The 25,928-nt window shown below is 39.4% G+C and carries 27 protein-coding genes; 20 read left to right on the forward strand and 7 right to left on the reverse strand.

From position 1 onward, the window contains the following. Positions 1 to 70: 70 nt before the first annotated feature. The 5 genes from NXG62_RS00275 (at position 71) to NXG62_RS00295 (ending at position 3,301) form a co-directional block, all read left to right on the forward strand. The gene (locus tag NXG62_RS00275) at positions 71 to 268 is read left to right on the forward strand and encodes a cold shock domain-containing protein (protein WP_091647217.1); all 198 of its coding nucleotides are present in this window, start codon (positions 71 to 73) and stop codon (positions 266 to 268) included. Between the two features lie 226 nt (positions 269 to 494). Next, positions 495 to 1,436 carry a hypothetical protein gene (locus NXG62_RS00280; RefSeq protein ID WP_322351610.1) on the forward strand — a complete coding sequence of 314 codons (942 nt, stop codon included), beginning with the start codon at positions 495 to 497 and terminating at the stop codon, positions 1,434 to 1,436. Positions 1,437 to 1,627: 191 nt separating this feature from the next. Then, complete coding sequence (locus tag NXG62_RS00285) at positions 1,628 to 2,494, forward strand: FAD-dependent oxidoreductase (protein WP_322351611.1); 867 nt, start codon at positions 1,628 to 1,630, stop codon at positions 2,492 to 2,494. 22 nt (positions 2,495 to 2,516) lie between these two features. Beyond that, on the forward strand, positions 2,517 to 2,834 hold the full coding sequence (gene trxA / locus NXG62_RS00290; protein ID WP_427113071.1) for a thioredoxin: 318 nt from the start codon (positions 2,517 to 2,519) through the stop codon (positions 2,832 to 2,834). A gap of 11 nt (positions 2,835 to 2,845) precedes the next feature. After that, positions 2,846 to 3,301 (forward strand): MarR family winged helix-turn-helix transcriptional regulator, encoded by a 456-nt coding sequence (locus NXG62_RS00295; protein ID WP_427113072.1) that lies wholly within the window; start codon positions 2,846 to 2,848, stop codon positions 3,299 to 3,301. A gap of 128 nt (positions 3,302 to 3,429) precedes the next feature. On the opposite strand, the gene NXG62_RS00300 is transcribed toward NXG62_RS00295, so the two are convergent. Then, positions 3,430 to 4,878 carry an amino acid permease gene (locus tag NXG62_RS00300; RefSeq protein ID WP_427113073.1) on the reverse strand — a complete coding sequence of 483 codons (1,449 nt, stop codon included), beginning with the start codon at positions 4,876 to 4,878 and terminating at the stop codon, positions 3,430 to 3,432. 189 nt (positions 4,879 to 5,067) lie between these two features. Here NXG62_RS00300 and NXG62_RS00305 point away from each other — a divergent pair, with 189 nt between their 5' ends. From NXG62_RS00305 to dcm, 8 genes are all read left to right on the forward strand, one after another. After that, a complete protein-coding gene (locus NXG62_RS00305) occupies positions 5,068 to 5,490 on the forward strand; it encodes a zinc ribbon domain-containing protein (RefSeq protein ID WP_427113074.1) in 423 nt (140 codons plus the stop codon). A gap of 98 nt (positions 5,491 to 5,588) precedes the next feature. Further along, positions 5,589 to 6,149, forward strand: a complete 561-nt coding sequence (locus NXG62_RS00310) for a hypothetical protein (protein WP_427113075.1) — start codon at positions 5,589 to 5,591, stop codon at positions 6,147 to 6,149. Between the two features lie 15 nt (positions 6,150 to 6,164). Further along, on the forward strand, positions 6,165 to 6,434 hold the full coding sequence (locus tag NXG62_RS00315; protein WP_427113076.1) for a chorismate mutase: 270 nt from the start codon (positions 6,165 to 6,167) through the stop codon (positions 6,432 to 6,434). Next, positions 6,409 to 8,601, forward strand: coding sequence for an SF1B family DNA helicase RecD2 (gene recD2, locus NXG62_RS00320; protein ID WP_427113077.1), 2,193 nt, complete (start codon positions 6,409 to 6,411; stop codon positions 8,599 to 8,601). Before NXG62_RS00315 ends, recD2 begins: the two co-directional genes overlap by 26 nt. Next, positions 8,595 to 9,191 carry a ComF family protein gene (locus NXG62_RS00325; protein WP_427113078.1) on the forward strand — a complete coding sequence of 199 codons (597 nt, stop codon included), beginning with the start codon at positions 8,595 to 8,597 and terminating at the stop codon, positions 9,189 to 9,191. The genes recD2 and NXG62_RS00325 overlap by 7 nt, the downstream gene beginning before the upstream one ends. A gap of 369 nt (positions 9,192 to 9,560) precedes the next feature. Continuing rightward, a complete protein-coding gene (locus tag NXG62_RS00330; RefSeq protein WP_427113079.1) occupies positions 9,561 to 9,749 on the forward strand; it encodes a helix-turn-helix domain-containing protein in 189 nt (62 codons plus the stop codon). 58 nt (positions 9,750 to 9,807) lie between these two features. Next, entirely contained in the window at positions 9,808 to 11,451 is a 1,644-nt protein-coding gene (locus NXG62_RS00335; RefSeq protein ID WP_427113080.1) for an Alw26I/Eco31I/Esp3I family type II restriction adenine-specific DNA-methyltransferase, read from the forward strand. 10 nt (positions 11,452 to 11,461) lie between these two features. Continuing rightward, positions 11,462 to 12,631: a DNA (cytosine-5-)-methyltransferase gene (gene dcm, locus NXG62_RS00340; RefSeq protein WP_427113081.1), complete on the forward strand. Its 1,170-nt coding sequence runs from the start codon at positions 11,462 to 11,464 to the stop codon at positions 12,629 to 12,631. A 15-nt stretch (positions 12,632 to 12,646) separates the two neighbouring features. On the opposite strand, the gene NXG62_RS00345 is transcribed toward dcm, so the two are convergent. The 6 genes from NXG62_RS00345 to NXG62_RS00370 are packed head-to-tail and all read right to left on the reverse strand — an operon-like array spanning position 12,647 to position 18,466. After that, complete coding sequence (locus NXG62_RS00345; protein WP_427113082.1) at positions 12,647 to 14,320, reverse strand: Alw26I/Eco31I/Esp3I family type II restriction endonuclease; 1,674 nt, start codon at positions 14,318 to 14,320, stop codon at positions 12,647 to 12,649. A gap of 14 nt (positions 14,321 to 14,334) precedes the next feature. After that, on the reverse strand, positions 14,335 to 14,982 hold the full coding sequence (locus NXG62_RS00350; protein WP_427113083.1) for a DNA-3-methyladenine glycosylase family protein: 648 nt from the start codon (positions 14,980 to 14,982) through the stop codon (positions 14,335 to 14,337). 12 nt (positions 14,983 to 14,994) lie between these two features. After that, the gene (locus tag NXG62_RS00355) at positions 14,995 to 15,198 is read right to left on the reverse strand and encodes a helix-turn-helix domain-containing protein (protein WP_427113084.1); all 204 of its coding nucleotides are present in this window, start codon (positions 15,196 to 15,198) and stop codon (positions 14,995 to 14,997) included. A 26-nt stretch (positions 15,199 to 15,224) separates the two neighbouring features. Further along, positions 15,225 to 17,078, reverse strand: a complete 1,854-nt coding sequence (locus tag NXG62_RS00360; protein ID WP_427113085.1) for an AAA family ATPase — start codon at positions 17,076 to 17,078, stop codon at positions 15,225 to 15,227. After that, on the reverse strand, positions 17,071 to 17,535 hold the full coding sequence (locus NXG62_RS00365; protein WP_427113086.1) for an ABC-three component system middle component 2: 465 nt from the start codon (positions 17,533 to 17,535) through the stop codon (positions 17,071 to 17,073). Before NXG62_RS00365 ends, NXG62_RS00360 begins: the two co-directional genes overlap by 8 nt. Beyond that, a complete protein-coding gene (locus tag NXG62_RS00370) occupies positions 17,528 to 18,466 on the reverse strand; it encodes an ABC-three component system protein (protein WP_427113087.1) in 939 nt (312 codons plus the stop codon). The genes NXG62_RS00365 and NXG62_RS00370 overlap by 8 nt, the downstream gene beginning before the upstream one ends. A gap of 505 nt (positions 18,467 to 18,971) precedes the next feature. Between NXG62_RS00370 and NXG62_RS00375 the strand changes: the two genes are divergently transcribed. From NXG62_RS00375 to NXG62_RS00405, 7 genes are all read left to right on the forward strand, one after another. Beyond that, on the forward strand, positions 18,972 to 19,481 hold the full coding sequence (locus tag NXG62_RS00375; protein WP_427113088.1) for a sigma-70 family RNA polymerase sigma factor: 510 nt from the start codon (positions 18,972 to 18,974) through the stop codon (positions 19,479 to 19,481). 147 nt (positions 19,482 to 19,628) lie between these two features. Further along, positions 19,629 to 19,829 carry a hypothetical protein gene (locus tag NXG62_RS00380; RefSeq protein WP_427113089.1) on the forward strand — a complete coding sequence of 67 codons (201 nt, stop codon included), beginning with the start codon at positions 19,629 to 19,631 and terminating at the stop codon, positions 19,827 to 19,829. After that, positions 19,795 to 20,157, forward strand: a complete 363-nt coding sequence (locus tag NXG62_RS00385) for a hypothetical protein (protein ID WP_427113090.1) — start codon at positions 19,795 to 19,797, stop codon at positions 20,155 to 20,157. The genes NXG62_RS00380 and NXG62_RS00385 overlap by 35 nt, the downstream gene beginning before the upstream one ends. Continuing rightward, positions 20,147 to 21,274 carry a DUF2800 domain-containing protein gene (locus NXG62_RS00390; protein WP_427113091.1) on the forward strand — a complete coding sequence of 376 codons (1,128 nt, stop codon included), beginning with the start codon at positions 20,147 to 20,149 and terminating at the stop codon, positions 21,272 to 21,274. The genes NXG62_RS00385 and NXG62_RS00390 overlap by 11 nt, the downstream gene beginning before the upstream one ends. A 1-nt stretch (position 21,275) precedes the next feature. Continuing rightward, positions 21,276 to 21,842: a DUF2815 family protein gene (locus NXG62_RS00395; RefSeq protein ID WP_427113092.1), complete on the forward strand. Its 567-nt coding sequence runs from the start codon at positions 21,276 to 21,278 to the stop codon at positions 21,840 to 21,842. A 15-nt stretch (positions 21,843 to 21,857) separates the two neighbouring features. Then, positions 21,858 to 22,016, forward strand: a complete 159-nt coding sequence (locus NXG62_RS00400; RefSeq protein WP_427113093.1) for a hypothetical protein — start codon at positions 21,858 to 21,860, stop codon at positions 22,014 to 22,016. A 65-nt stretch (positions 22,017 to 22,081) separates the two neighbouring features. After that, positions 22,082 to 25,924, forward strand: coding sequence for a DNA polymerase (locus tag NXG62_RS00405; protein WP_427113094.1), 3,843 nt, complete (start codon positions 22,082 to 22,084; stop codon positions 25,922 to 25,924). Positions 25,925 to 25,928: the final 4 nt, after the last annotated feature.

Genomic DNA, 25,928 nt, shown 5'->3' on the forward strand with positions numbered 1-25,928 from the left:
TAGTTAATATGATAATATAAGCCTATAGCTACTCGATAGCTGGATTTGTTTTTTTTAGGAGGAATTTGTAATGCACGGTAAAGTAAAATGGTTTAGCGCAGAAAAAGGTTATGGTTTCATTGAAAGAGAAGACGGCGGCGACGTATTTGTACATTTTTCCGCTATACAGGAAGATGGCTTCAAATCCTTGGCAGAAGGTCAGGAAGTTGACTTTGACATCGTTGATGGCGCTCGTGGACCGCAGGCAGCTAACGTAACAAAGGCATAAGCTGTTTGGGTTGATCAATATTGACCTTTTAACCGGCAATCGTAGATTGCCGGTTTTTCTTTTAATTGCATTGTCTACTTCAAAAGTATAATTTGTGATAAATATTCAATATATATGTAAATTTTTACAAAAAAATATGCATAAAAACTTGAAAATAATGCAGATATATGATATGATACAAGAGTGATTTTCATTTGATGTATGTATTTAATATATGGAGGGAACTATGAAACACTTGAATAGCTTTGCAGATTACACGGTAGATGAAATTAAGGGAATTTTATTGCTAGCTGAGAAAATCAAGAAAAATCAGGATGCTTATGCACATATACTTGATGGAAAAAAATTATATACATTATTTGAAAAGACATCAAATCGTACATATCTATCTTTTGTAATCGGTATGGAGGAATTGGGTGGCAAAGCGTATAATCAATTGTGGAAAGACAGCAATTTTACAATTGGAGATCTTATGAGTGAAATTAAATATGTAGGCCGCAATGTAGACTGCATTATGGGTCGTTTTAAAAAGGCGGCAATGACACGTTGTTTTATGCGCTATTCTACAGTACCTGTTATTAATGGCTGCGATAATACTTTTCATCCGACGCAGGCATTGGCGGATATGCTGACTCTTTATGAAAAAACAGGTCATTTTGATGTGAAAGTTCTCTACATCGGGGCTAAAAATAATAGCTATAATTCTCTTTGCGAAATTGTTGTGAAAATGGGAGGAGATATGTATGGATTAACCCCATTTAGCCAAGCTATGGATGTAGACGATGATTTTTATGCAGCTTTAAAAAGGACGGGTCATTATCATGAACTTCCGGTTGATATCAATAAAAGTAAATTAAAACAGGTTATGGTAGATATGGATGCGGTATATACAGATACATGGGTGGATATGGAATTTTTTACAAATCCTGCCTATACGGAAAAGAAAAATATGATTGTCCATTTGATGGAACCTTATCAAATTAATAAAGAATTAATGGAAGGTAGTTCTGCCATGGTCATGCACGATATGCCGATGCATCCGGGATATGAAATTTCTCAGGAAATTATAGATATGCATTTGGACACCATTCTTGATGAAGCAGAAAACCGCAGACATGCGGAAAAAGGACTTCTTGTATATTTAATTACGGGAAGACTTGATTGGTAAAGAATAGGAAAACTTTATTTCATATTACATAATTACACCTCCTAATGCTATATATTTTTGTGACATTGGGAGGTGTATCCTGTTGACAAAAGAAGATAAATTGTGTACAATAATTATGAAATTAAGTTGCACACAATTTAATTTTACATTAGTTTTTAATGATGTCATTCTTAAGAAAAGGAGGATGATATATGGGACGTTATGATATAGGTATTATTGGAACCGGTCCTGCCGGACTTTCGGCGGCACTTACTGCTAAGATACGCAATAAAAAAATACTGCTTTTAGGAAGAAAAAATTTAAGTGAAAAGGTGGAAAAAGCACATATTGTTCAAAATTACTTAGGCCTTCCTAATTACAGCGGTGTTGATATGGTGAAGGTTTTTCAACAGCAGCTGAGCATAATGAATATTGCTGTTACAGAAGATAAGGCGACAGTCATATACAATATGGGAGAATATTTTGAAATACAAACAGCAGCGGGTGCTATGTATGAAACGACGAGCATTATATTGGCTGCCGGTACGACAGTAACGCACTTTTTTGCAGGAGAAAAATTGTTTTTGGGGCGGGGAGTAAGTTATTGTGCTACGTGTGATGCTCCATTATACAAAGGTAAGGTTGTTGCAATTATTGCAGACAGTGCGGCTGAAGAAAGTGAAGTAGATTTTATGGCTGAAATAGCGGCCAAAGTATATTATATCCCCTTGTATCAGGGGGATATCCATGTATCCTCTTCCGTTACAGTTGTTCATGAAATACCTGTGAGTATTGCTGGTACATCTAAAGTTTCTCAGCTTCAAACTGAGGATGCTGTGTATGAGGTCGATGGAGTATTTATTTTACGTGAAAGTGTCGCACCTGATCAATTGGTTCCAGGATTAACAACGGAGAGCGGTTATGTTGCTGTAAATCGTCAAATGGAGACAGTTATGAAAGGCTGTTTTGCATGCGGCGATATTACGGGACGCCCTTATCAATATAGTAAAGCAGCTGGTGAGGGGAATGTGGCTGCTCTTTCGGCTGTATCTTATGTAGATCGAAATCGGCACAAGTAGATAATTATTTTAGGAGGTAATTATGATGATTAAAAAAATTTCTCAAAATGAATTTAATGAAGTACTTAATAGCAAAGCGGCGGTAGTCGATTTTTCAGCGACTTGGTGTGGACATTGTAAAAGGCTGGCTCCTGTGTTAGAAGAAGTTGCCGAAGATATGAAAGGAAACGTAAGCTTTTTCAATGTGGATGTAGATGAAGCACCTGCCTTAGCAGCACAATTAGAAATTCAAAGTGTACCAGCGTTGTTTGTTTTTAAAGAAGGGAAATCCGTTGGAAAGCAAGTTGGATTTGCTCCTAAAGAACAACTTCTACAATTTATCAAAGAAAAATTGGATTGAAGGCAACGCATGTGACACAGCATGAAGAACAACAAACTTTACAAACATATGAGCAATTGAAACTTTGCAATCAACTTTGTTTTCCTTTATATGCAGCATCTAAGGAAGTTGTTAAACACTATAGGCCCTATCTGAAAAAATTAGACTTGACATATACACAATATATTACCATGATGGTTTTATGGGAAAAACGAGAAATCAATATTAAAGAATTGGGAGATTGCTTGTATTTGGATTCGGGAACCTTGACGCCGTTGCTTAAAAAGTTAGAATCAAAAGGATATTTAAAGCGATCTCGTCTCCCTGCGGATGAGCGAAATGTTATGGTAACCTTGACACAAACTGGAAGCGATTTGCGCCAGGAGGCGAGAGATATTCCAGGAAAAATGGGTACTTGTGTCAAACTTTCGCAGGATGAAATACAAGAGCTTCGCAACCTCTTGCATAAACTTTTGGAAACATTGTAGTTTATAACAGCATAGTAAGAAAAATGTGTAAGAGAAAACCAGTACCAAGAATGAAATAAAATCATTTTTAGTACTGGTTTTGTATTTTTTATATTCAACAAGTCAATGTTTTTACTGTTCTTCTTAGTTTAGTCGGTATGTTTTGATAAATCAACTTCTTTTAAAGGAATTAATTGGGTGTGATGTTTTAATTTATGCCAAATGAAAACAGCTAGAAATACAGGAATTCCGATGTAAGCTACGCTGGCACCATACCAGTCGATAGAAGGACCTATGAAAGCTGAATAATTTTGGCCGGCAGTGACAATAATGCACAAGATAAGAGCCAGAATAGGTCCAAAGGGGAAAAGAGAAGCTTTATAAGGTAATACGCTTAAATCCTTTCCTTGTGCTTTAAATGCTCGGCGGAAGCGATAATGGCAAATAGCGATACCGATCCAAGTAATGAAACCGGCCATGCCGCTGATATTGACCAGCCAGTTGTAGGCAGTGCCTTCGCCGATCAGAGAGGTGAGAAATGCAGCAAATCCAAAGATGACGGTAGCAAAAAGTGCATTTGTCGGGACACCTCGTTTATTCAGCGTAAGAAAACATTTGGGAGCTTGTCCTGTTTCGGCCATAGCATATAACATACGTGTAGATACATATAGGCCGGAATTGCCGGCAGAAAGGACTGCGGTTAATATAACTGCATTCATGATAGAAGCTGCGGCAGCAAATCCAAATCGTTGGAAAACAAGGGTGAAAGGACTGATGGATATATTTTCTATTTCTGTGTTTAGCAGATTGGGATCTGTATAAGGAATAAGGAAACCTATAACGGTAAAAGCTCCTAAATAGAAAATAAGAATACGCCAAAATATAGAATGAACGGCACGAGGAACGTTTTTTTCGGGATCTTCGCTTTCTCCTGCGGCAATACCAATCATTTCTGTTCCCTGAAAGGAAAAACCGGCAACCATAAAAATTCCCAACATGGAAGTGACACCACCGACAAATGGGGCATCGCCGATAGTCCAATTCATAAAACCCGGTGATGGGGTAGGCCCGAATCCTAAGATAAGCAATGTTCCTACAACAAGAAAGACAAGAACCGTAAGTACCTTTATACCAGCGAAAATAAATTCACTTTCACCATATGAGCGGGTAGATAAATAATTCAGAATAAATAAGATCGCCAAAAACATTCCACTCCAAACGGCGGCCGGTACATCAGGAAACCAATATTTCATGATAAGTGCACCGGCTACCAATTCGGCGGCAACCGTAATAGCCCAGTTAAACCAATAATTCCAGCCTAAAGCAAATCCCAGAGACCTATCTACATAACGATTCGCATAGGTTTCAAAAGACCCGCTGACTGGTAAATAGGAAGCCATTTCGCCTAAGCTGGTCATAAGGAAGTACACCATAACGCCGATAAAAATATAGGCTACTAACGCACCACCAGGGCCGGCTTTACTGACTGTTTCCCCGCCGGCAACAAAAAGTCCGGTCCCAATAGCGCCGCCGATAGCAATCATATTCATGTGCCGCGCTTTGAGACTCCGACGTAAGCCTTGCTTTTCTTCGTTCATATCAAACCACAACCTTTTGTTAATGTTAAGAACACGATAGTCTTACTCGTATATTATAACGAAATTATGAAATGATTACAATGAACAATAATGTATTTATCTTGTACCATATTAAATACGAGTCTCTTAAATTGAAAAATGCATGGAAGTGCCGTATAATGAGATTATGTTTATAGTAATGAGGTGAAAATGATGTCTGCATTGTTATATTTGGGACTTTGTATATTAGTAGGATACTATGCCAGCCACCGTGGACGCAGCGCTGTTGCTTGGTTTATTATTGCGTTGCTTATCAGTCCTATTATTTCTGCTATTATTTTAGCAATTATGCGTGATTTGACGGTAGATCAGGCAATACGACGCACCAGTATGGAAAAGGATCGCATGAAAGAACGTATTACTGTATCTGAGACGGCGATGAATGCCCGTATGAATCACATGGAACAGCGTATGGACCGATTGGACGGCGGAACTGCGGTCATGAATCCTGGGGAAGAAAAAACATTGCTCAACAGTTCGAATGATTGGAAATATTGTCGGCAATGTGGGGCTAAAATAGATGTTTCTGCATCATATTGCCCTAATTGTGGGACAAAACTGCCAAAAAATTGATATGGCTGAATGTCCGTATTGCTATAATGATGTTTATTTTGATGCGGGAAATTGTCCGTATTACTATCGGGGGTTAAGTTAAGAGGAGGAATCCTGTATTGAATATAAGAAGAAGAATATGTGAATATTACGGTAAATATCGAGTGACTGTATCCGGAGATATATCGATTGCATCGGTAAATCCGACGGTTTTATATGAACTTGTTGGTGAACAACGCCGGGATGTGGAGAAAATGATAGATACACTGCAGGAACAATATCCATTTTTAAAAGTGGAAATTAAAAATGGAATCAATGAAGCAGAAATTAATTTCTTTGCATTTGGCAGTGCATTGTCAGACAAAGCTTTTTTAGATCATCTGCAAGAATGGCTGATCCAAACTGCCAGAATATTGACCTCTGATATCAAAACTGTTGTGACAATTAATTTTAATGGTATTTTTTTCAGGAATAGAGTAGAAGAGCATTTCCGCTTTCTTAATAAAGGAATGGAAATTCAATATCGAATAACTGAAAAAAAGAATAGAACGAGGTATGATTATGTCTCTCGTTCTTCATATACTCGTATATTAGGAACGGTGGTGCTTATTGCCGCATTAGTTTGGTTTATATACAATAATGTTGCTGTGCAGCCGCCTCAGGCGGGTAAATTAGTGTGATGCAGGAGGATTGCTATGGAATTGGAGGAGTGTCGCGAACAAATCGACGTCATTGATAAAAAATTGACGCAGTTATTGGAGCAGCGTATGGCTATCGTAGCACGTGTGGCGGAATATAAAGAACTACATCATATGGATGTATATGATCCTAAGCGGGAAATTGCCGTGCTGGATAAAATTGCAATACGTATAAAAAATGAAAAGTTGATACCCCATATTAAGCAGATATATACTTGTATTATGAATGAGAGCAAAAAGTATGAACGGAAGCGAATGGAACGGTGATATGATGGAGAATGAGGAAATAATAAGAGGAAGTGTGGAATCCATTATATTTCAGGCACCGGATTCCGATTTTCTTATTTTTCGGATACGCATAGATGAAAATGATTCCAATCTCACTATTATGGGAAAAGGACTTAAACCGCTGGTTGGAGAGCGGTTGGAAATCAAAGGACACTATGTGGTGCATAAAAGATACGGCCGTCAATTTTCTGCATCTTTTTGGCAACGCATGGTACCTGATACGGAAGAAGGCATTATACGTTTTTTGTCTTCCCGCACCGTAAATGGAATAGGTCCGGCATTGGCACAGCGCATTGTTGACGTCTTTGGAAAAGAGACGATTCGCATCATTGAACAAGAACCGCAGAAATTACTTCAAATAGAAGGAATCGGCAATAAAAAATTAGCGATGCTTACAGACTCTTTTTATGAGGAGAAGAAAGTAAATGAATTGGCTCTTGCATTGGAAACACATGGTATATCCGGGCGTTTTGCCGGGCGGTTATTGCAAGTATATGGTGAAGAAGCGAACTATGTTCTGATTCATGAACCATATCGCATGGTTCGTGAAGTGGATGGCATTGGATTTAAAACGGCAGATCAGATTGCCTTGGCTTTCGGAATGAATCCATTGTCAGAGGAGCGGCTGGCAGCAGGCCTTATTTATGTTTTATACGATATGACCCAAAGTGGACATGTATGCGTGCCGGATAATGAACTGGTCCATCGAGCCGCTGCAATTTTGAGGGCTGAGGAAGTAGTGCTGCGGGAAATACTTAATAATTCAATTCAAATGGGACAACTCATTACGTCCTATTATGGCGGCGTTACATATGTCTATACAGAGGAAGCGTATACAGAAGAAGTAGAAGCAGCCCGTCATATTATAGAGATGACGGAAATGGCACCCTTACAGACAACATCCCATGTGGCATTATTTTTAGAGCGTTGGCAGCAGGATTGTAAATTTAAGCTGGCAGATGAGCAAATACAGGCAGTCGAGCAATCTTTAGAAACAGGAATTATGGTTATTACAGGCGGTCCGGGAACTGGAAAAACAACTATCATACAGACTATCATTCGATTAGCTGAACAGGAAGGATTGCGGATTATGTTATGTGCACCCACGGGAAGAGCGGCTAAGCGGCTTACGGAGACGACGAATCGGGAGGCCTTGACAATTCATCGTTTGCTCGGGCCTGGCGGATATGTTGGAACGAAGCAGATATTTGATCATAATGAAGCCAATCCACTCCCGGCAGATTTAGTTATTGTTGATGAGGTGTCTATGCTTGATTTGGAACTGATGTATCACTTGATGAATGCCTTGCGTCCTGAATGCCGCTGTATACTTGTTGGGGATGCAGATCAGCTGCCTTCCGTTGGAGCGGGAGCGATATTGCATGACATTATACGGTCTGAAGTGGTTCCTGTTGTGCGATTACAGACGGTTTTTCGTCAAAAAGATGGCGGTCGTATTGTGACGAACGCTCATTTAATTAATCGTGGACGGCTGCCTGTAGTAGATATAGGCGGAGAATTTCAGTTTTTGGAAATTGCTGATGAAAAATCGGGTGCTGTTTTGATTAGTAAGCTTTATGCACAAGAAATCAAGCAAACGGGGGATAAGTTTTCCGTGCAAGTTTTATCTCCCATGTATCGGCAGGAGTGCGGAGTGGATCATTTAAACCAATTGATCCAAGAACAAACGAACGGGGCAGCTCCGGAAAAGCAAGAATATAAAAACGGAAGCATTTTTTTTCGTGTAGGAGATAAAGTGATGCAGAAAAAAAATGATTATGATAAAGGTGTCTTTAATGGTGACATAGGGGAAATATATGCTATTCAGCAAGATATGATCCACGTGCGTTATCCCGAACAGGATGTAAAATACGAAGGACGGGAAGTAGAGGAAATTACATTGGCCTATGCGGTGACGGTCCATAAAAGTCAAGGCAGCGAATATCATACCGTTATAATGGCACTGGTAAATAGTCATGCTATTATGCTGCAGCGTAATTTGTTCTATACGGCCGTGACGCGGGCCAAACGAAAAGTTATTCTAGTCGGTACTAAAAAGGCCTTGCGGCTGGCTGTGGAAAATGTGCGCACAAGTCGTAGGTTCACTTTGCTGGCACAGCGTTTGCGAGAGGAAGAGTTATGTTAAAACGTATGGGCTGTGTTCTCCTTGATTTAGTATATCCGCCTCGATGTCCTGGATGTGGCTGTTCTGTGGAGGTGCATGGAAACTGGTGTCCTCCTTGTTTCGCCAAAATCTGGCAGCCGCGCATGATCAGCGGCAGTCATAAAGCGGGAAAATTGGATGGATGCTATGCGTTAACCTCTTACAGTGGGGATATGAAAAAAATATTGCGTGCCTTGAAATACAGTCGCGCTTTAAAATATGAAAAAGGTTGTCAGTATATATTGGATGCATTTCCCTGGCAGGATAGGTTTGCTAGAATAGATGCTGTCGTTCCGGTGCCTTTATCGACACGGCGTATGTATAAAAGAGGGTATAATCAGACTGAAGTTATTTTTCGTCCCTGGGTGGAACGGTATGGATGTTGGAAAGACTTGCTTGAACGGGTTCGTTCTACAGAGGCGCAATGGCATCTTACTAAGCAGCAGCGAGAAAAGAATTTAAAAAGAGCCTTTGAAATAAACAAAGACTCTTTTTGTATTACGGGGACACACTTACTGTTAGTTGACGTAATGACGTTGGGATTGATACAAAACAACAAAAAGTGTGCATAGCAAAAGAACGCATCAGATATGGCGAGTTTGTGAACTGGCTCAATGAGCTGATTCTTTTTTTATGCCCGCAATACAGTGAATGGAATAAATTTTAATTTGTATTTTGAACTGAAAATGAATACGGAATTAACGATAGCGAATAAATCGTTAAAAAGATAAAACAAAATGGATTACATACTATTGAATATAACGTATAGTTTTTTTAACAGAAAGATCCAGTTTTATAAGCCGTGACTACACAAATTAACCCATATTGAATTTTTAAATATTATAAAATACATATAAAACATATATGAAAGTTGATAATAAAATGAAAAAATGGTATGATGTCTTTAGAAATTTTATGTAGATTCAGAACGGGGTGTGATTATGGAACAAAGTGTTGTGGATAATTGGATTGGACTGGATGAAGCTGCACATTATCTTGGAGTAAAAAAAGAAACAGTACGAACTTGGATTAAAAAAACTGATATTCCGGCGCATAAAATTGGCAAACTTTGGAAATTCAAACGAAGCGAACTTGATTTGTGGGTTAGGAGCGGGAAAAGTGCTATCTAAGTATGTGCTTAATCATATCAGTAGCAGAAATACGAATAAAGTATATAGGAGGAATTGAATGGATGCTGCGAGTGTGATGAAATTGCGTATTTTCAGCAATCAGTATTATGAGTTTATAAACAAATTTGTAAAATCAGATTTTGAGAATAGTAAAATGCTTGGGAAATTTTATACGGACTTGTCTATCGCAAAGCGCCTGATAACAGATTTGTTGTCCCAATATGAATTTCCTATCGGAAGTAATCGAATTCGAATAATTGATCCATTTTGTGGGGATGGAAGATTAATAAAATTACTACTCTTGAAAATAGCAGATATAGATGTTTTTAAAACGGTTTCACTCGAAATTGTATTGTGGGATATTGATCAAGTTGCGGTAGAAAAAGCTGGAAACGAGATTAAAAATATTATTAAGGAAACATCACTGGATGCAATTGTGAATACAGAAAATGTAGATGCCTATGTTTTGTACGCTTCGGAAGAGAAAAAATTTGATATTTGTATTACGAATCCACCATGGTGTTTGTTGAAGCCACAAAAAATATTTCATGACAGATGCACACTACAAGAAATCAATGAGTACAAAAAGTCAGTAGCATTATATGATACTTATATTAAATCAGAGTTTCCACTTTCGCAACCAACAAGGAAATTCGGAAAATGGGGTACAAATCTTGGGAGAACAGGCGCGGAAGTATTATTGAGATTGATGGCACCTAAGGGTATTTGCGGATTGGTTTCTCCGGCATCTTTGTTCAATGATCAGGTATCGGTTACACTAAGAAAGTGGATTTTTGATGAGCATCGCATATATTCAATATCATATTATCCGGCAGAATTGAAACTATATGGTCCCGCGGATGTTTCAAGTGTAACTGCAGTAATAGGAACGGGAAAAACAGATACATTTTTTACGACTAAGATTTTTGGTCTTGAACATAATTATGAAACGAAAATACTTGATAAAGATGAATTTGAATATGTGAAAAGGAATCAATATACTTTGCCACTCGAAACTGGATTTGGTATGTTCAATATTTTGCGGCATTTAGAAAAATTACCAACAGTACTTGATTTTTGTACAGAAAACGATTTTACTTTTGTTCGAGAACTTGACGAAACAAGAGTCACTGAAAAGTTAAGTGGTTATGGTAAAATAGGATTTGCTAAGGGGTATATGGTAGATAGGTACCAATTTCAAGCTGATGGACTATTTCTAAATGAAGAAAAGGTAGTTCCGCCCAATACAATAAAAGGTTGGAAAATTGTATGGAGAGATGTTTCACGTAATTCACAAAAAAGACGAATGAAAGCAACTATTCTGCCACCTGGTCATATTGTTGGAAATTCACTTGGTGCGATTTGCAACATGGATGAAAGAAAAAACGGGTTGTTGAAAATCCTTCTGGCAGTTATGAATTCAATGGTTTTTGAATTTCAAGCAAGAAGTCATTTGGTTAGCAATCATGTGTCAGCCGGAGTTATTAAACAATTGCATGTTCCTTATTTGACAAAAGAAAAAAAACTTCAGAAATTAGTTGATAATCGGATGATAGGGAAAAATGTAGAATGGGAAATTGAGGTATATGTTGCTAAACTATATGCACTTACTGAAAAACAGTTTTTTGCTATAGTAAGTCGATTTGATTTTTCAAACAATGAAATAATTGAACTCAAGACAATAGCAAAACAGTATTATTAAGGAGTGAAACATGATTTATAATCATTATGCTGCTAAACTAAGTAATTTGGATATGCAAGTTGTAAAGTGTGTGCCACAAGGAGGAAACTGGAAAGACATTCCAGAAAGTGTGCCATCTCAAAGACTTGTTCAAATTAGAGAAAGTTATAAAGCAGGAAAAGGTAGCAGATCGACATATTATGGAAGGTTACGACCCAATATGCCAGCATATACAATTAATACATATTTTAATCGTCCAGGAAATGGCTGTAATATACATTATGAACAAGATCGAACATTATCTCAAAGAGAAGCTGCAAGATTACAAACATTTCCTGATTCGTTTGAATTTAGGGGATCAAGTAGTGCCATAAATAATCAGATTGGTAATGCTGTGCCTGTCCTGTTGGCATATCAAATTGCAAAAGCAATTCCTTTTAAAGGTCAATTCGTCGATTTGTTTTGTGGTGCTGGGGGACTTGCATTAGGCTTTATTTGGGCTGGTTGGAATCCTATTATTGCAAACGATATTGATAAATACGCAGTGGAAACCCATAAAATAAATATGGGAAAGAACGTAATTTGTGGAGATATTAATTCTGAAACAGTGTTTAATACAATAATAAATGTCGCATTAAAAGCAAAAAATGCGCATCCAGAATTACCTTTATTTGTCCTTGGTGGGCCACCTTGTCAGGGGTTTTCTACTGCAAATACTAGGCGTGGCGCTAGTGATATGCGAAATTGGTTGTTTAAATCTTATGTCAAAATTGTGAAAAACATTCAACCAGATGGTTTTGTTTTTGAAAATGTAAAGGGCATAATAAATCTTGATGGTGGGCGATTTTTTGAAATGATTCGGACAGACTTGGAAACTTGTGTAGATAAGATTAAAATCAACAAGATTAATGCCGCCGATTTTGGAATTCCTCAACGAAGAGAAAGGGTAATAATCTTGGGGGGAAACAATGTTCTTGTTGATGAGTTTAATTTGGTACCCAAAACAGCTGTTTATAAGAATGGGCAGGTAGGACTCTTGCCGCCGGTAATTGGTGTTAAGGATGCAATTGGAGATTTACCTCCAATTGCACATGCTGAGGATGGAAGCACAAAGGAGTATCTTCACCCTGCCGCCACATCGTTTCAAAAATTTATACGTGGAGAGATTTCGCCAGAAGAATATTTAGACAGCTATATTTAAAATAAAGACAGTTGTTTATTGATTGGTGATTTTATTTGTTTCATCAATTTCTCTTGCGTAGCGCGGATCATCCCATTTTGATGAGAGTTCTTTTGCAATGAGTACCATAATCTGTTTTAACAGCTCTTTGACTTGCAAGTAAACAGAATATGAAGCGATGGAAGTATAGTTGATTTGAGTAAGAAAACTATCGATCGCAGTTTCAGCGGTTTCTTCTAATAACGCAGAAATCAACTGTCTATTCCAAGCCTTTTGGATTGGATTAACTCTGTTTAACAATATCAAAGCCTCATTCTTTAAAGCTTCAATTTTAGTATTTGTATACATATATCCGTTTCGATTCTCTTTTTTGGAATAATCACTCAAAGCTGAAAATGCTACTCGTATTTTTCTGGTTTTTTGAATATTGACATATTTTAAGGTGCTTGACTTTTGTAAGAAATCCACGGTGACAATTTGTTTTTTTATTTTTATGCTTTCAGGTATTATACTATATTCAAAATCTGCATATTGGAGATTAAGAAGCGTGAGTAAGAACAGATATTCCCCGTTCTCCATAAAGTCATGTAGCAACATTAGCGCAATATTACGATTGTCTCGCATCATACGACTTAATCTTAGCGCCGATTCTTTATCATTTACTTTAAATTTGCAGTTATTCCAAATAGGTTCCGCATACCATGTTGTAACAGTGATGCCAGTTTTTTCTATAGATATGAGATGTTGAATATCGGAATAATACATACGGTTGTTTTTGGCGCTGTTACATGGGGTGCATAATAATTGAAATTCTGGCCTATGGCAAAAACCCAAAGAAATAGGTCCAATATGATCTGCGCTACACGGACGAGGATGCTTTTGACCATTACCATTATTTGCGCAATACTGTTGTTTCATTTCAATGTTTGAGTTGATGAATCCCATCAGTTTATTGGCGGTTATCCAGTTTCCGTCGCTCCAATTTTCAAACGCACGTCTATCTGTAGAATAAGAAGCAAGGTTTTCCTTTGATCGACCTTTATCTGCTTTACGTCTACAACAACGATTATATGTGTGGAAACCATCCAAACGGTCTGGTGGATTAGACATCGTTCCCGGGCCTAACATACTTGGCTCTTTTGGAATATACTCATTTTCAATCCATGAAGTCCATGAGATCAAATTGTTCGGGAGTACCGGAACTTGTTTAACTTGGACACATTTTAACAAATTTGGTAATGAAGCATAGGCTTTTTCACCATAGGTATCAACAAATGATGAAATAAAATCAATAATATGTGTAATTTCATTCATTGTAACAGAGCCGTCATAAAAAGGTAATTTCTGGACACGTTTTATAAAGTTTGCAGAAAGGTAGCAATAGCGAATATCCATTACTCGCCCACATACTTTACAAGGATGTAACTTAGTAGGGTGAATTCGTTTTGCAACCTTACTAATCCATTTATCTTCATCAGTACTAATTCCAACTTCAGCGGCTTTTTTTATCCACCACTGATACCTTTTATCATGAGAAAACTGAAATTCTCCAGAACTTCTATTTGATGGAGCCTCCCATTGGATAGAGCCATCACTATATCTTAGGTCGGGCATACCGTTATAAGCAGGATTATTGACAATCTCTTCTTCATATTGTAAAAAAGCATCGTTTGCCTCTAAATTTGTTTTCTTATTCCCTTTTGTAGCCAAGTTTTTAATCCCCTTTACTTAAATAGGTGAAATTCGTTTTTAGTTAGACCAAGATCTAATGCTTGGTACATGTATCTGGATGCAATAGATGAGTATGGTTCCCATTTTTTACAGCGTTTTTTAACATTAACCGAACTGAACTCAGATATTTTATACAACCACTGATATGATTGTAAGAATGCAACATCTTCAAATGGAAGAATATTAGCACGATTAAGAACAAAAATTAGATACATTTTTGCTGTCCAATTACCAATCCCTTTCAATGTTGTAAGTTCCTTTATGACTTGCAAGTCAGATAAATTGTTTAGATTTTCAAGCACTAGAGAACCATCTATTATTATATTTGCTATATTTTTGATATAGCAAACCTTGGAACTTGATGTCCCGGTATTTCTAATATCATTATTTCTTAGGACGCTAATAGCGGACGGTGTGATAACTCCGTTACATAATTGTTCGAGTCGATCATAAATTTTCTGTCCAGCTTTTATTGATAGCATCTGTTCAATAATTTCATGTATTAAAAATGCAAATCCATCTTCATATGGTATATAGGTAATATTTCCTACCATTGAAATTACTTTTGCTAATCGTTTATCTTTTCGACATAGGTACTGAACAGATTTTGTGTTCTTGCCAAGGGTAATAATGTTTGACACCTAGTACCTCCATCACTCTTTGATTATTTCCATAATATCTTCTAATTTGCAGTCTAGATACTTACATATTTTCAAAAGAACATCTGTTGTTACATTTTGTCCCTTGCCAAGCTTTGCAATGGTATTGGAGCTGATTTTGCATTCCTTTCGCAGAATTTCGCGGGTCATGTGCCTATTAAGTAAAATGTGCCATAATTTTTCATAGCTAATATACATGTTTCTTCTCCTATTATTTCATTAAATTACGTTTCAATTGATTGTTCATCCTCCGAGTTATAAACATCGTTTAGAAATCCATATCGTCCGGATTCCTTATTTCTGGAAAATTCAATAACATGGATTTGTTTTTTATCATCATCTTTAGGAATAAATGGCATACGTTTCTTCTGTTCAATGATAATAACCTGTCGTTCGCAAGCATGATTAATGAGATATTGGATAAAATTCATCTTGATCGTATTTTGTTGTTCTATATACTCAGCTTCAGATAGTTGTGTTAAAGGTGAATCAGCTGCGAAAAAACCGGGTGCCTTGCCTTCAGATTCAATTAGATAGCCACTCATTGCAAGGGCGGTAATAGTGTTCAAAATTCCACAAAAACCGCCTCCCATAGAAGATGCCTTTTTTAAGCCACAGATCTCAATATCAAAATTTGTCATATTAAGTCTTGCAGTTGTAGCGCCACCGACTTTGGAAGCACTCAATATTTCTATGAGTTTTTTTTCAAAGCCATTCACAATATCATAGCTATAATAACTGGAAATATTGTATTTAGGATTTTCTGGTATTTCTTCTGTTTCTTTTTCAAAAAGTTCACTTTTATATTGTATTTCGTTTTGATTAACTACTTCAAGTTCACCAGTAAACCTCATTAATTGTAAATGATTTTCGAGATGTTTTTTGAATGTTAATAATTGTGGACGAAGTTGTTCGGTTATAAGGGTATCAATTTGTCCCTTTTGCAGTTCAAGATTTTTAATATTATCAATGGTTGCTTGTTTTTGTTTATCAATATCTCGCTGAGCTTTTGTAAGTTCGGTAAGATGGTCTTTGATTTTATCAAGTTCAGCAGATGATGCAATAATGTACTGTGGATTTGGTGTTGACTTCATTTCACTATTACAGAAGGGGCAGTGTTTTGTTGAGGATAATGTAGATAAGCTTATTTTTCCATCAACAATAAACCCAAGTCGTTTTATATCGGATTGATACTGCCTTCGTAATACAGAAAAATTATGTATCACAGTATTACATTCAGACAATTTGCTGTTTTGAGCATATATTTGTGACATGAGGTTTTTACTTTCGCTTGCAGCATCGTCCAGCTTTTCTTGTATGCTATTGATTTCTTTATGAATTTTTTCTATTGCTTCTTGAGAATTTGAAGTTTCGGTATTAGAAATGATTTCTTCTAATTCTTCACGTCGTTTAGTTAAACGATCAATCTTATCACGAATATAATATGCTAATGCTTGATTTTTGGCCTTGCTTATTTCCGGATTTTCAACTTTTTCAAGATTATCTGCATCTTGACCAGTTAGTAAATATAGTAATGCTGCCGGTGATGCGGTTTTACTATAACCGCCAGGTGCCATAAGAGAAGAAGATTCCCTTGCAATGTCTGGTTGCCGCATAAAAAATAAATGTAATATACTTCTCCATGTTAAAGATTGCGTATTACCAGCCTGACTGGATAAAATTTTATGTGGTTCATCAATCCCAAGTAGGTGAAGAAAAATAGAGCTGATATTTTTCTTTGCTGCGTTGCTTGTACTATAAACACCGTGTTCTATGGTAGAATCTGAACCACTAACGGCAATCTTTGTATCACCGATTTTCCGTTCAAGAATAACTATTCCTGAAGCTGTTTTTAAATAAAGTGTTATTTTTTCATATCCATTATTGTTGTCAACTATTTTTGATGGGCGATCTGATTTTGGCGTAAACCCGAACACATAGTCGATACAATCCATTATTAAGCTTTTTCCAGTGTTTGATGGCCCAACAATAAAATTTAGTCCAGGTTTAAAATTTATAAGAGAATTAGAATGGCCTGTGCCAGATACAACTATTTTATCAATATAGAATCTATTCATTTTTGTCCTCCTGCAAAGAGCAGATGGTATGCTTGTTAATATCATTCAGCATGGCTGCGTCATTTGATATGTCATATCTTTTACAAACTGACCTAACAGCAATGCGATATTCATTTGAATATGAATCAGTTAAGTCGTGACATACCTTTCTTCCCGTTGTCGTAATCTTATACGTGAAACCATTTTTATTTGCAAAAAATGCAATTGTACCATTAAGGACAAGAATCTTTAGCGCGGATGTAACAAGATTTTTCCTGGCAGGGTATTCACTAAAACGATAATTACCATATCCGTGTAGATTTTCATCCAGGAGATTAAAGTCAGCGGCATATACAGCAATAAAATCAATAGCACATATTATTTGCAAATCACATTCAATATTCTTTATTTCATTCAGCATAAGAAGGATGCGGAGTGACATTTCAAATGGGGAACCAAGTACAGCTTTTTTATTCATTTTTCTTTTTTACCCACTTAAGTCTGCCATCGTTAACCAATTGATGGCAGACTCCTTTCTTAATTTTTCCACTGATCCAATATGGTGATTCACTGAGTACATAGCTTTTAACGGTTACATTCACTGCTTGTTCCATAACGGCAAGCATACGTTCGTATCCATTTGAATGTGTGCGTTTTGCCGTATCCTTTACGCCATCATATGTTTCCTCTTTTAGTACATCAAACTGATTTGCAAGGCCGCCGTTCCCTAATTCCATTACGCCACGATGAATAGATTCTGCAGCATAAAAATCAATACGCCTATCAGCAAGATCTTCTTTATATTCAGGATAAATGGATAAATCAGATTTTGTAAAATTGTTTTTGCCTTCAGCATCTCCATAAGCACAATATAGTTCATTTATATAATCATGTTCTTCAGGAGTCGCTTCCTTTGGCACCGGTACTTTAACCGGTTGAGGGAGCGACTTTATTTTTTTGTTAATTTCATCTATGAGTGCAAAATCATATTCAGAATTTGTAGAGTTACCAGATGAAGCACCACTGCCTTGTATTATTTCCAAAAGTATTGTTTCCAGAAGTGTTGAACACGCCTTTGCTATATAACACTTGTCATGTGCTATTTGGCAATCATTCAGCCACTTATCAACAGCTTCATAAGAATCGGATTCGCCCATCCGATCATCAATCCAATCAGAAAATTTGTCCATATCTCGATGGTGATAAATGTACTTGGCATCTTTTATTTGAATATTACGAATTCCTTTTATGTATCGATACCGAGTGTCTTCTTCCCTCTGGAGAATTTTGCAAGCATCCATTGTAGCATCTTGGATAAAATTACCAATCAGTGCAGTGAAAAAAGCTGGTTCACGCATTCCATTAGAACAATATGGGTAAAGGCCTTGAGCATAGTCAGAAAATTTCAAAACACGGCACCTCCTGTAATAAACATGTATACGTTTGTTGCCTAGTCCGAAAGCGTCCGGAATCGTCCAGTCAGTCCGATTTTTAAAGTTACTAATTTGTTACAATTTAATTGACCCAATAGATACCGGGTCTGTTCCAGAAGTTTATACATTTTATTATATCAAAAATCTTTGCGAAGTAAAAGAATTTCTGTAGAAAGGAGATAAAACTCTGACAAAAAAATAAGCAAAAAATATTTTGTTAGAAATGGTGGATAGTAAAAAATTAGAAGAAACAGCCTATCCACATCCAGAAATATGTTAGACACAAATAATATCTCATAGCCTGAGATGCGCATTAAGGCGGCGGGATACATAGGACGTTTGAACACAGCTTGACTGTGGACAAACCGATGATGTACCTACCGTACCTTGTCATGCCATTTTAGGTGAAGGAGTCGGTGGGCATAAATCCATCGACTCCTTTTTGTATCCCGACCGCTTATCCAGGCGGAAAGGACACAAAATGAAAAAGAACGAAAATATACAGACAAGCAGTGAAAACAGGCAGTATTACATCCCAATGGAGGTAACACCGGAAACCGTCAGGGATTTCGGTATTGATCCGGCGGATGTAGTTTGGACGAAAATCGGGAATAAACCGAAGAAAGTTATTATGGTTCCAGCAACCAAAGAACAATATTATGAATATATGCGTCCGCTTTGGAGAGCAGATAAACGGAAGCAGAGGCAGGAGCCGATGGCATCACTGGATAAAATGTACGGGGAAACCGAATATGAAGTTGCTGATACTTCCGATCTTGAAGCGGATGTTATGAAGAAAATGCTGATTGACGAACTACACAAGGTGCTGGACGGGTTGGAAGAACTTGACCGCACGATTATGGATATGTATGGCACCGGTCATAGCGAAGCCGAAATCGGACGGGTCACCGGTATGAGTCAGAAAGGTGTTAACAAGCGCAAACACCGGATTTTACTGAAGATAAAGACCCAAATGAGTAATTTTAAATAAGGAGCAAATCTCCGCCTGTTCTACCACAGCAGCATGTGATAGAACAGGCTTTTATATTTTTTAGCAATTATGGTTCTTAAAATATCGGCAGACGTCCTTTTACTTACAGAGGGGCAGGAAAACCACTCGGAAAGGACGGTGTCAAATATGACAATCCGATGCAGATCAGGCACAAAAGCAAATGGCCGTCAGGAACTCGACCGTGAGTTATCTGATGTGCTTATTGCAATTAGTGTGGTGTCACGGCGAATCGCTGACAGGTTTTTGACAGCCAGCGCAACTGAAAAAATGAAGAGGGAAGGAGACAATCCCAATGGGAAAAGAACACGAATTATCCATGCTCATTGATGAGCTAAAAAAATGTGGTGAAACATTGGTCGGTATTTCGGGGGAACTGGCTAGTTTTTTCAGCGGCGCGGATGCAGAAAAGCCGCCTGCAAAAAAGGCTGTTGCTAAGAAAAAAGAAGTCGGGGAGCCTAAAGCCGGAGTACAGAAAGAAAAGGAACTCACGCTTGAAGATGTCAGGGCTGTTTGTGCGGATAAGGCCCGCAAAGGCTATACCGCACAGGTAAAGGCAATCATTAATCAGCATGGTGTGGGAAGGCTGTCCGATGTAAACCCGGTAGAATACAAGACCTTGCTTGCTGAAGTGGAGGTACTTGGCAATGCCGGATAAACACGCAGTCTTATCAGCCTCATCCAGCCACAGATGGTTACAATGCCCACCATCAGCATTGCTGTGTGCCAAAGTTGGCGATGTCACAAGTGAGTTTGCAATACAGGGAACGGATGCCCATAGTCTTTGTGAGTATAAACTGAAAACCGTACTGGGGCAGAAGCCAGCAGATCCCACGGAAAATCTTACGTACTTCAATGAGGAAATGGCAGACTGCGCGGATATGTATGTCCAGTATGTAATGGAGCAGCTTGCGGCGGTACAGAAAACATGTAAAGACCCGTTGGTGCTGGTTGAACAACGACTGGATTTCTCCCGATGGGTGCCGCATGGTTTCGGTACCGGCGACTGTGTCATTGTGGCAGATGGGGTACTTTCGGTTATTGATATGAAGTTTGGGGTAGGAATTTTAGTGGAAGCGGAGCGGAATCCGCAACTGATGTGTTATGCACTCGGTGCTTTGGATTTGTTTGACGGTATCTATGATATCGAACAGGTATCCATGACCATCTTCCAGCCGCGTCGCGAAAACATTAGCACCGATACCATTTCAAAGAAAGAGTTGCTCTCCTGGGCAGACAATACACTGAAGCCGACGGCACAGCTTGCGGCTAAAGGCGAAGGTGAGTTTAAGGCCGGAGAACATTGCCGGTTCTGCAAGGTGAAAGCTATCTGCCGGAAGCGGGCAGAATATAACCTGGAACTGGCCCGGTATGATTTTACCATGCCATCCACGCTGGAAGATGAGGAAATAGAAGCTATTCTCTCCAAAGCTGACATGTTGGTATCATGGGCCAGCGATGTAAAGGAATATGCGTTGCAGCAGGCGGTCAGCGGCAAGGAATGGCATGACTGGAAAATTGTCGAGGGGCGTTCCAACCGGAGATATGTGAATGAACATGCGGTGGCAGAAACTGTTGAAAAAGCTGGATTTGATCCGTATGAGCACAAGGTGCTGGGTATTACGGCGATGACCAAACTGCTCGGCAAAACAAAATTTGAAGACATGCTCTCGGGTTTCATTGAAAAGCCACAGGGCAAGCCAACCTTGGTACCGATGTCGGATAAACGTCCGGCTATACATACGGCAGCTAACGATTTTAAGGAGGACAACTAATATGGCAAAGAAATATGTGAATTTGACAAAAGTGATTACCGGTATCAACACGCGTTGGTCGTATGCCAATGTATGGGATCCAAAATCAATCAATGGCGGCACACCGAAATATAGTGTGAGCCTTATCATTCCGAAAGACGATACCGTAACCGTTAACAAGATTAAGGCAGCTATCCAGGCAGCGTATGAGGAAGGAGAATCCAAGCTGAAAGGCAACGGCAAGACCGTGCCAGCACTTTCTGTTCTAAAGACACCGCTTCGTGACGGGGATATGGAACGGCCTGATGATGCAACCTATGCCAATAGCTACTTCATCAATGCCAACAGTGCATCCGCCCCTGGCATTGTAGATGCAGGGTGTCAGCCTATTATCGAACGCAGTGAAGTGTACAGTGGCGTGTATGGTCGTGCTTCCATCAATTTCTATGCATTCAATTCTAATGGCAATAAGGGTATCGCCTGCGGCTTGAATAACCTGCAGAAGATTAAGGACGGAGAACCGTTAGGCGGGAAAAGCCGTGCCGAGGACGATTTTGCAACCGATGCTGATGATGATTTTCTAGCATAAGGAGGAAAACGGAATATGACAACAGTACAAAGCATGATGCTTGCGGTGTGTTTCGGTGCGGTGCTGGGAGCTCTCATTGCAGATGTGGTGCTTCTTGTCCAAAACGCTATTGAAAATCGTAAGGAAAAGAAACGTAAACGTGGAGAAAACGAGTCTGCTGACAAGGCAGCGTAATCAATGAACGGCAGGCGGTGGAGATAATACTTCGCCGCCTTGCTTGTATAAAGGATGATGACAATATGGGAAATATAACAACACTTTCCATTGATATTGAAACATACAGTGATGTGAATTTGCAGAAGTGTGGGGTCTATAAATATGCTCAATCCCCTAATTTTGAAGTTCTGCTGTTTGGTGTATCGGTAAACGGTGGCGACATCATGGTATATGATCTGGCGCAGGGCGATACAGTGCCGATGGAGATTATTACGGCACTGACGGATAACACCGTAACTAAGTGGGCATTTAATGCATCATTCGAGAGGGTCTGCCTGTCAGTTTGGCTGAAACGGAACTATCCGATGCAATTTCACAGTTATAGCGTTAGCGAAGATACGGTCGGTGATTATATGGATTCGGCAGCATGGAAATGCTCCATGATATGGGCGGCCTATATGGGACTGCCCTTATCCCTTGCCGGGACAGGAGCGGTGCTGGGATTGGATGAACAGAAATTAAAGGAAGGGAAAGATCTCATTCGCTATTTTTGTATCCCCTGCAAGGCGACCAAAGTCAACGGCGGCAGAACACGGAATCTGCCAGAGCATGATATCAACAAGTGGAACTTGTTCAAATTCTATAACAAACGTGATGTGGAAGTGGAAATGTCGATACAGGATCGGCTGAAAAATTATCCTGTACCGGATTTTGTATGGGACGAATACCACCTCGACCAGGAAATCAATGACCGGGGGATTGCCCTTGATATGAAGGTGGTCACAAATGCGATTGCATTTGATGCAAAATCCAAGGCCGTACTGGTAGAAAAAATGCAGAAACTGACCAACCTTGATAATCCAAACTCCGTGGTTCAGATGAAGCAATGGTTGGCAGATCACGGGATGGCAATGGACAGCCTTGGGAAAAAGGAAGTGGCACAGGCTGTGAAAACAGCTCCACAGGCAATTGCCGATGTGTTAATTCTTCGTCAGCAGCTTGCCAAGTCCTCCGTCAAAAAGTATCAGGCAATGCAGCATGCTGCCTGCGAGGACGGCAGGGCCAGAGGAATGTTTCAGTTCTACGGCGCTAATCGCACAGGTCGATGGTGCTTGACCGGTGACCACGAAGTACTCACCGATAAAGGTTGGGAGCGTCTGGACAGATGGAATGGCGGGATAATAGCTTGCTGGAATCCACAAGGAGAAGCAGTATCATTTCAGAAAGCGAAACAACTCATGTTTCCATATAAAGGTGACATCTACTTATATGAAGATAAACGCATATCGCAAATTAGTACACCTGATCATAGAATGTATGTAAAAAAGCGATATGGAGATGAATGGACAATGGATACCGTGGAGAATATGGCTGGATATCGTCCATCAATTCCATTTACAGGCTATCGCCAAATCAACTCTGGTTTAGAACATAATAAGCTGCGAGTTATGGTAATGGTGCAAGCAGATGGTCATTATTGTGATGACGGAACCATTAAACTTGGTTTTACTAAAAGCAGAAAAGCTGAACGATGTAAGGCTTTACTCAGGGCAGCCAATATTCAGTATTCATATAAAGTGTATAGTAATAACCCAAAGCCAAGACTGCAATTCAATATTTTAGCAAGAAATGTTCCATTATGGCTCAGACAATTCAGAGAAAAAACTTTTGGAACGTGGTTATTTGACGAAAGTGCGGATGTATTCTTTGATGAACTTGTATATTGGGATGGATGCAGATCGGCGAAAAACAGCATTCAATATGTGACCTGTAATAAACAAAATGCAGATATTGTTCAAGCATTTGCACATATTTCGGGAAGAACTGCTTCTGTAAAAACCAAAGTGCGTTCAGACAAGCACCCGAATTGGAGTGATGCGTATTATGTTGATATTTGGCTTACACCTATTAATTGTCACGAAATTAGGACAAAGCCGATAATCACTGACTTTGAGGGTTACGTTTATTGTGCCGAAACCCCGACAGGATATTTTTTAGTAAGAAGAAACGGACGTGTATGGGTGACAGGCAATTCAGGACGTCTGATTCAACTTCAAAATTTGCCCCAGAATCATATGCCGGATTTGGAACAGGCCCGCAGCCTGGTACAGTGTGGCGATTATGATGCCATGGAACTGTTATATGATGATATTCCGGATACGCTGTCACAGCTTATCCGCACGGCTTTTGTGCCGAGAGACGGCATGAAATTCGTGGTGGCAGACTTTTCGGCTATTGAAGCAAGGGTGCTGTCCTTTCTGGCAGGTGAAAAATGGAAATCAAAAGCATTTGAGGAAGGCGAAGATATTTATTGCTCGACTGCAAGTAAGATGTTTGGTGTGCCTGTAGAAAAGCACGGTGTGAACGGGCATCTCAGGCAAAAAGGAAAGATAGCGGAATTGGCCTGTATTGCAGAAGGAGAACTCGTTCTGACAAATCAAGGTCTTGTGCCGATTGAGGATGTCACAAAAAACCAATTGCTATGGGATGGAGAAAATTGGGTACAGCATGATGGTGTTATCTATAAGGGAGAAAGAGAGGTTATTGAGTACGATGGACTTAGAGCAACAGCAGACCACTTTGTATGGGTCGAAGGGAAATCGCAGCCCGTACAGTTTGGAATCGCCGCCACCTGCGGCGCACATCTCCTACAAACCGGGAATGGTAGGCAGACAATTCGGCTGGGTGAAAATAATATCGGCGGAAAAACGATGGAACAAGGCGATGAATCATTGCTATGTGTTAACGGAATGCCAAGGCTGCCACTCTACACAATGGCAAGAATTGGAAAACCTAAGAAGTGGAAGGTCAAAAGGGTGTCAACAATGTTCACAGAAACGGAAAATTCCTTTGTGGTTGGATCGCCGATTGACAGCAGCGAAACAACGCTGCGAAAATCCATCGGACAGAGGATTTCACAATTATGGCGCGAGAGGAATACGTTTCAATTTTGTAAGTGTAACAGAAGCAGGTCTGTATATGATAAAGAATTTTGGACTCCCGGGGCGAGAAATGGAGATAGACCGAATCGATACGAACAGCCACTATCAACCGGGGAATCTGAGGTTTGCGACACATCAAGAAAATTGTATAAATCAACGGAGAACGGTATTGACAAAATTCGAGCAGCAATATTGGCCATATGCAAGAAGTGTAGTCACAAGAAAGCTTACTCAGGGGATGAGTCGGGACGAGATTATTGCGTCAGCAGAACTTGCAGTGTTCGAAAAGAGAAAGAACTGGCATCTAATACGCGCACGACTCGACTTTATGACATACGAAATGCCGGACAGCATCATCGTTTTACCGTATCGGGGAAACTCGTCCACAACTGTGGATACGGGGGTTCGACAGGCGCTTTAAAAGCAATGGGGGCACTCGATATGGGCCTTGCGGAGGAAGAACTTCAGCCGTTGGTGGATTCATGGCGGGCAGCCAATCCGAATATCGTACAGTTTTGGTGGGACGTGGACAGGTGTGTTAAAAATACGGTCCAGCGGCATATGTCGACTGAAACACATGGTATTCGTTTTGTCTATCAGAGTGGGATGCTGTTTATCCAGTTGCCAAGCGGCAGACATCTGTCCTATGTGAAGCCGCGCATGGGAGAAAACCGTTTCGGCGGCGAAGCCGTTACCTACGAGGGGGTTGGCGGCACAAAAAAATGGGAACGGATTGAAAGCTACGGCCCCAAGTTCGTGGAAAACATTGTCCAGGCAATCAGCCGGGATATTCTTGCCTATGCCATGCGCACGTTATCCCACTATTTTATCTGCGGTCATGTCCATGATGAACTGATCATGGAGTGCAGCATGGATGTATCCCTTGATTGCATCTGTGAGCAAATGGGCAGAACGCCGCCATGGATCAGCGGACTTCTCCTTCGTGCAGACGGATACGAATGCAGCTTCTACAAAAAAGATTAAACAT

The organism is Megasphaera sueciensis (assembly GCF_050219315.1).
Taxonomy (GTDB): Bacteria; Bacillota; Negativicutes; order Veillonellales; family Megasphaeraceae; genus Megasphaera_A; species Megasphaera_A sueciensis.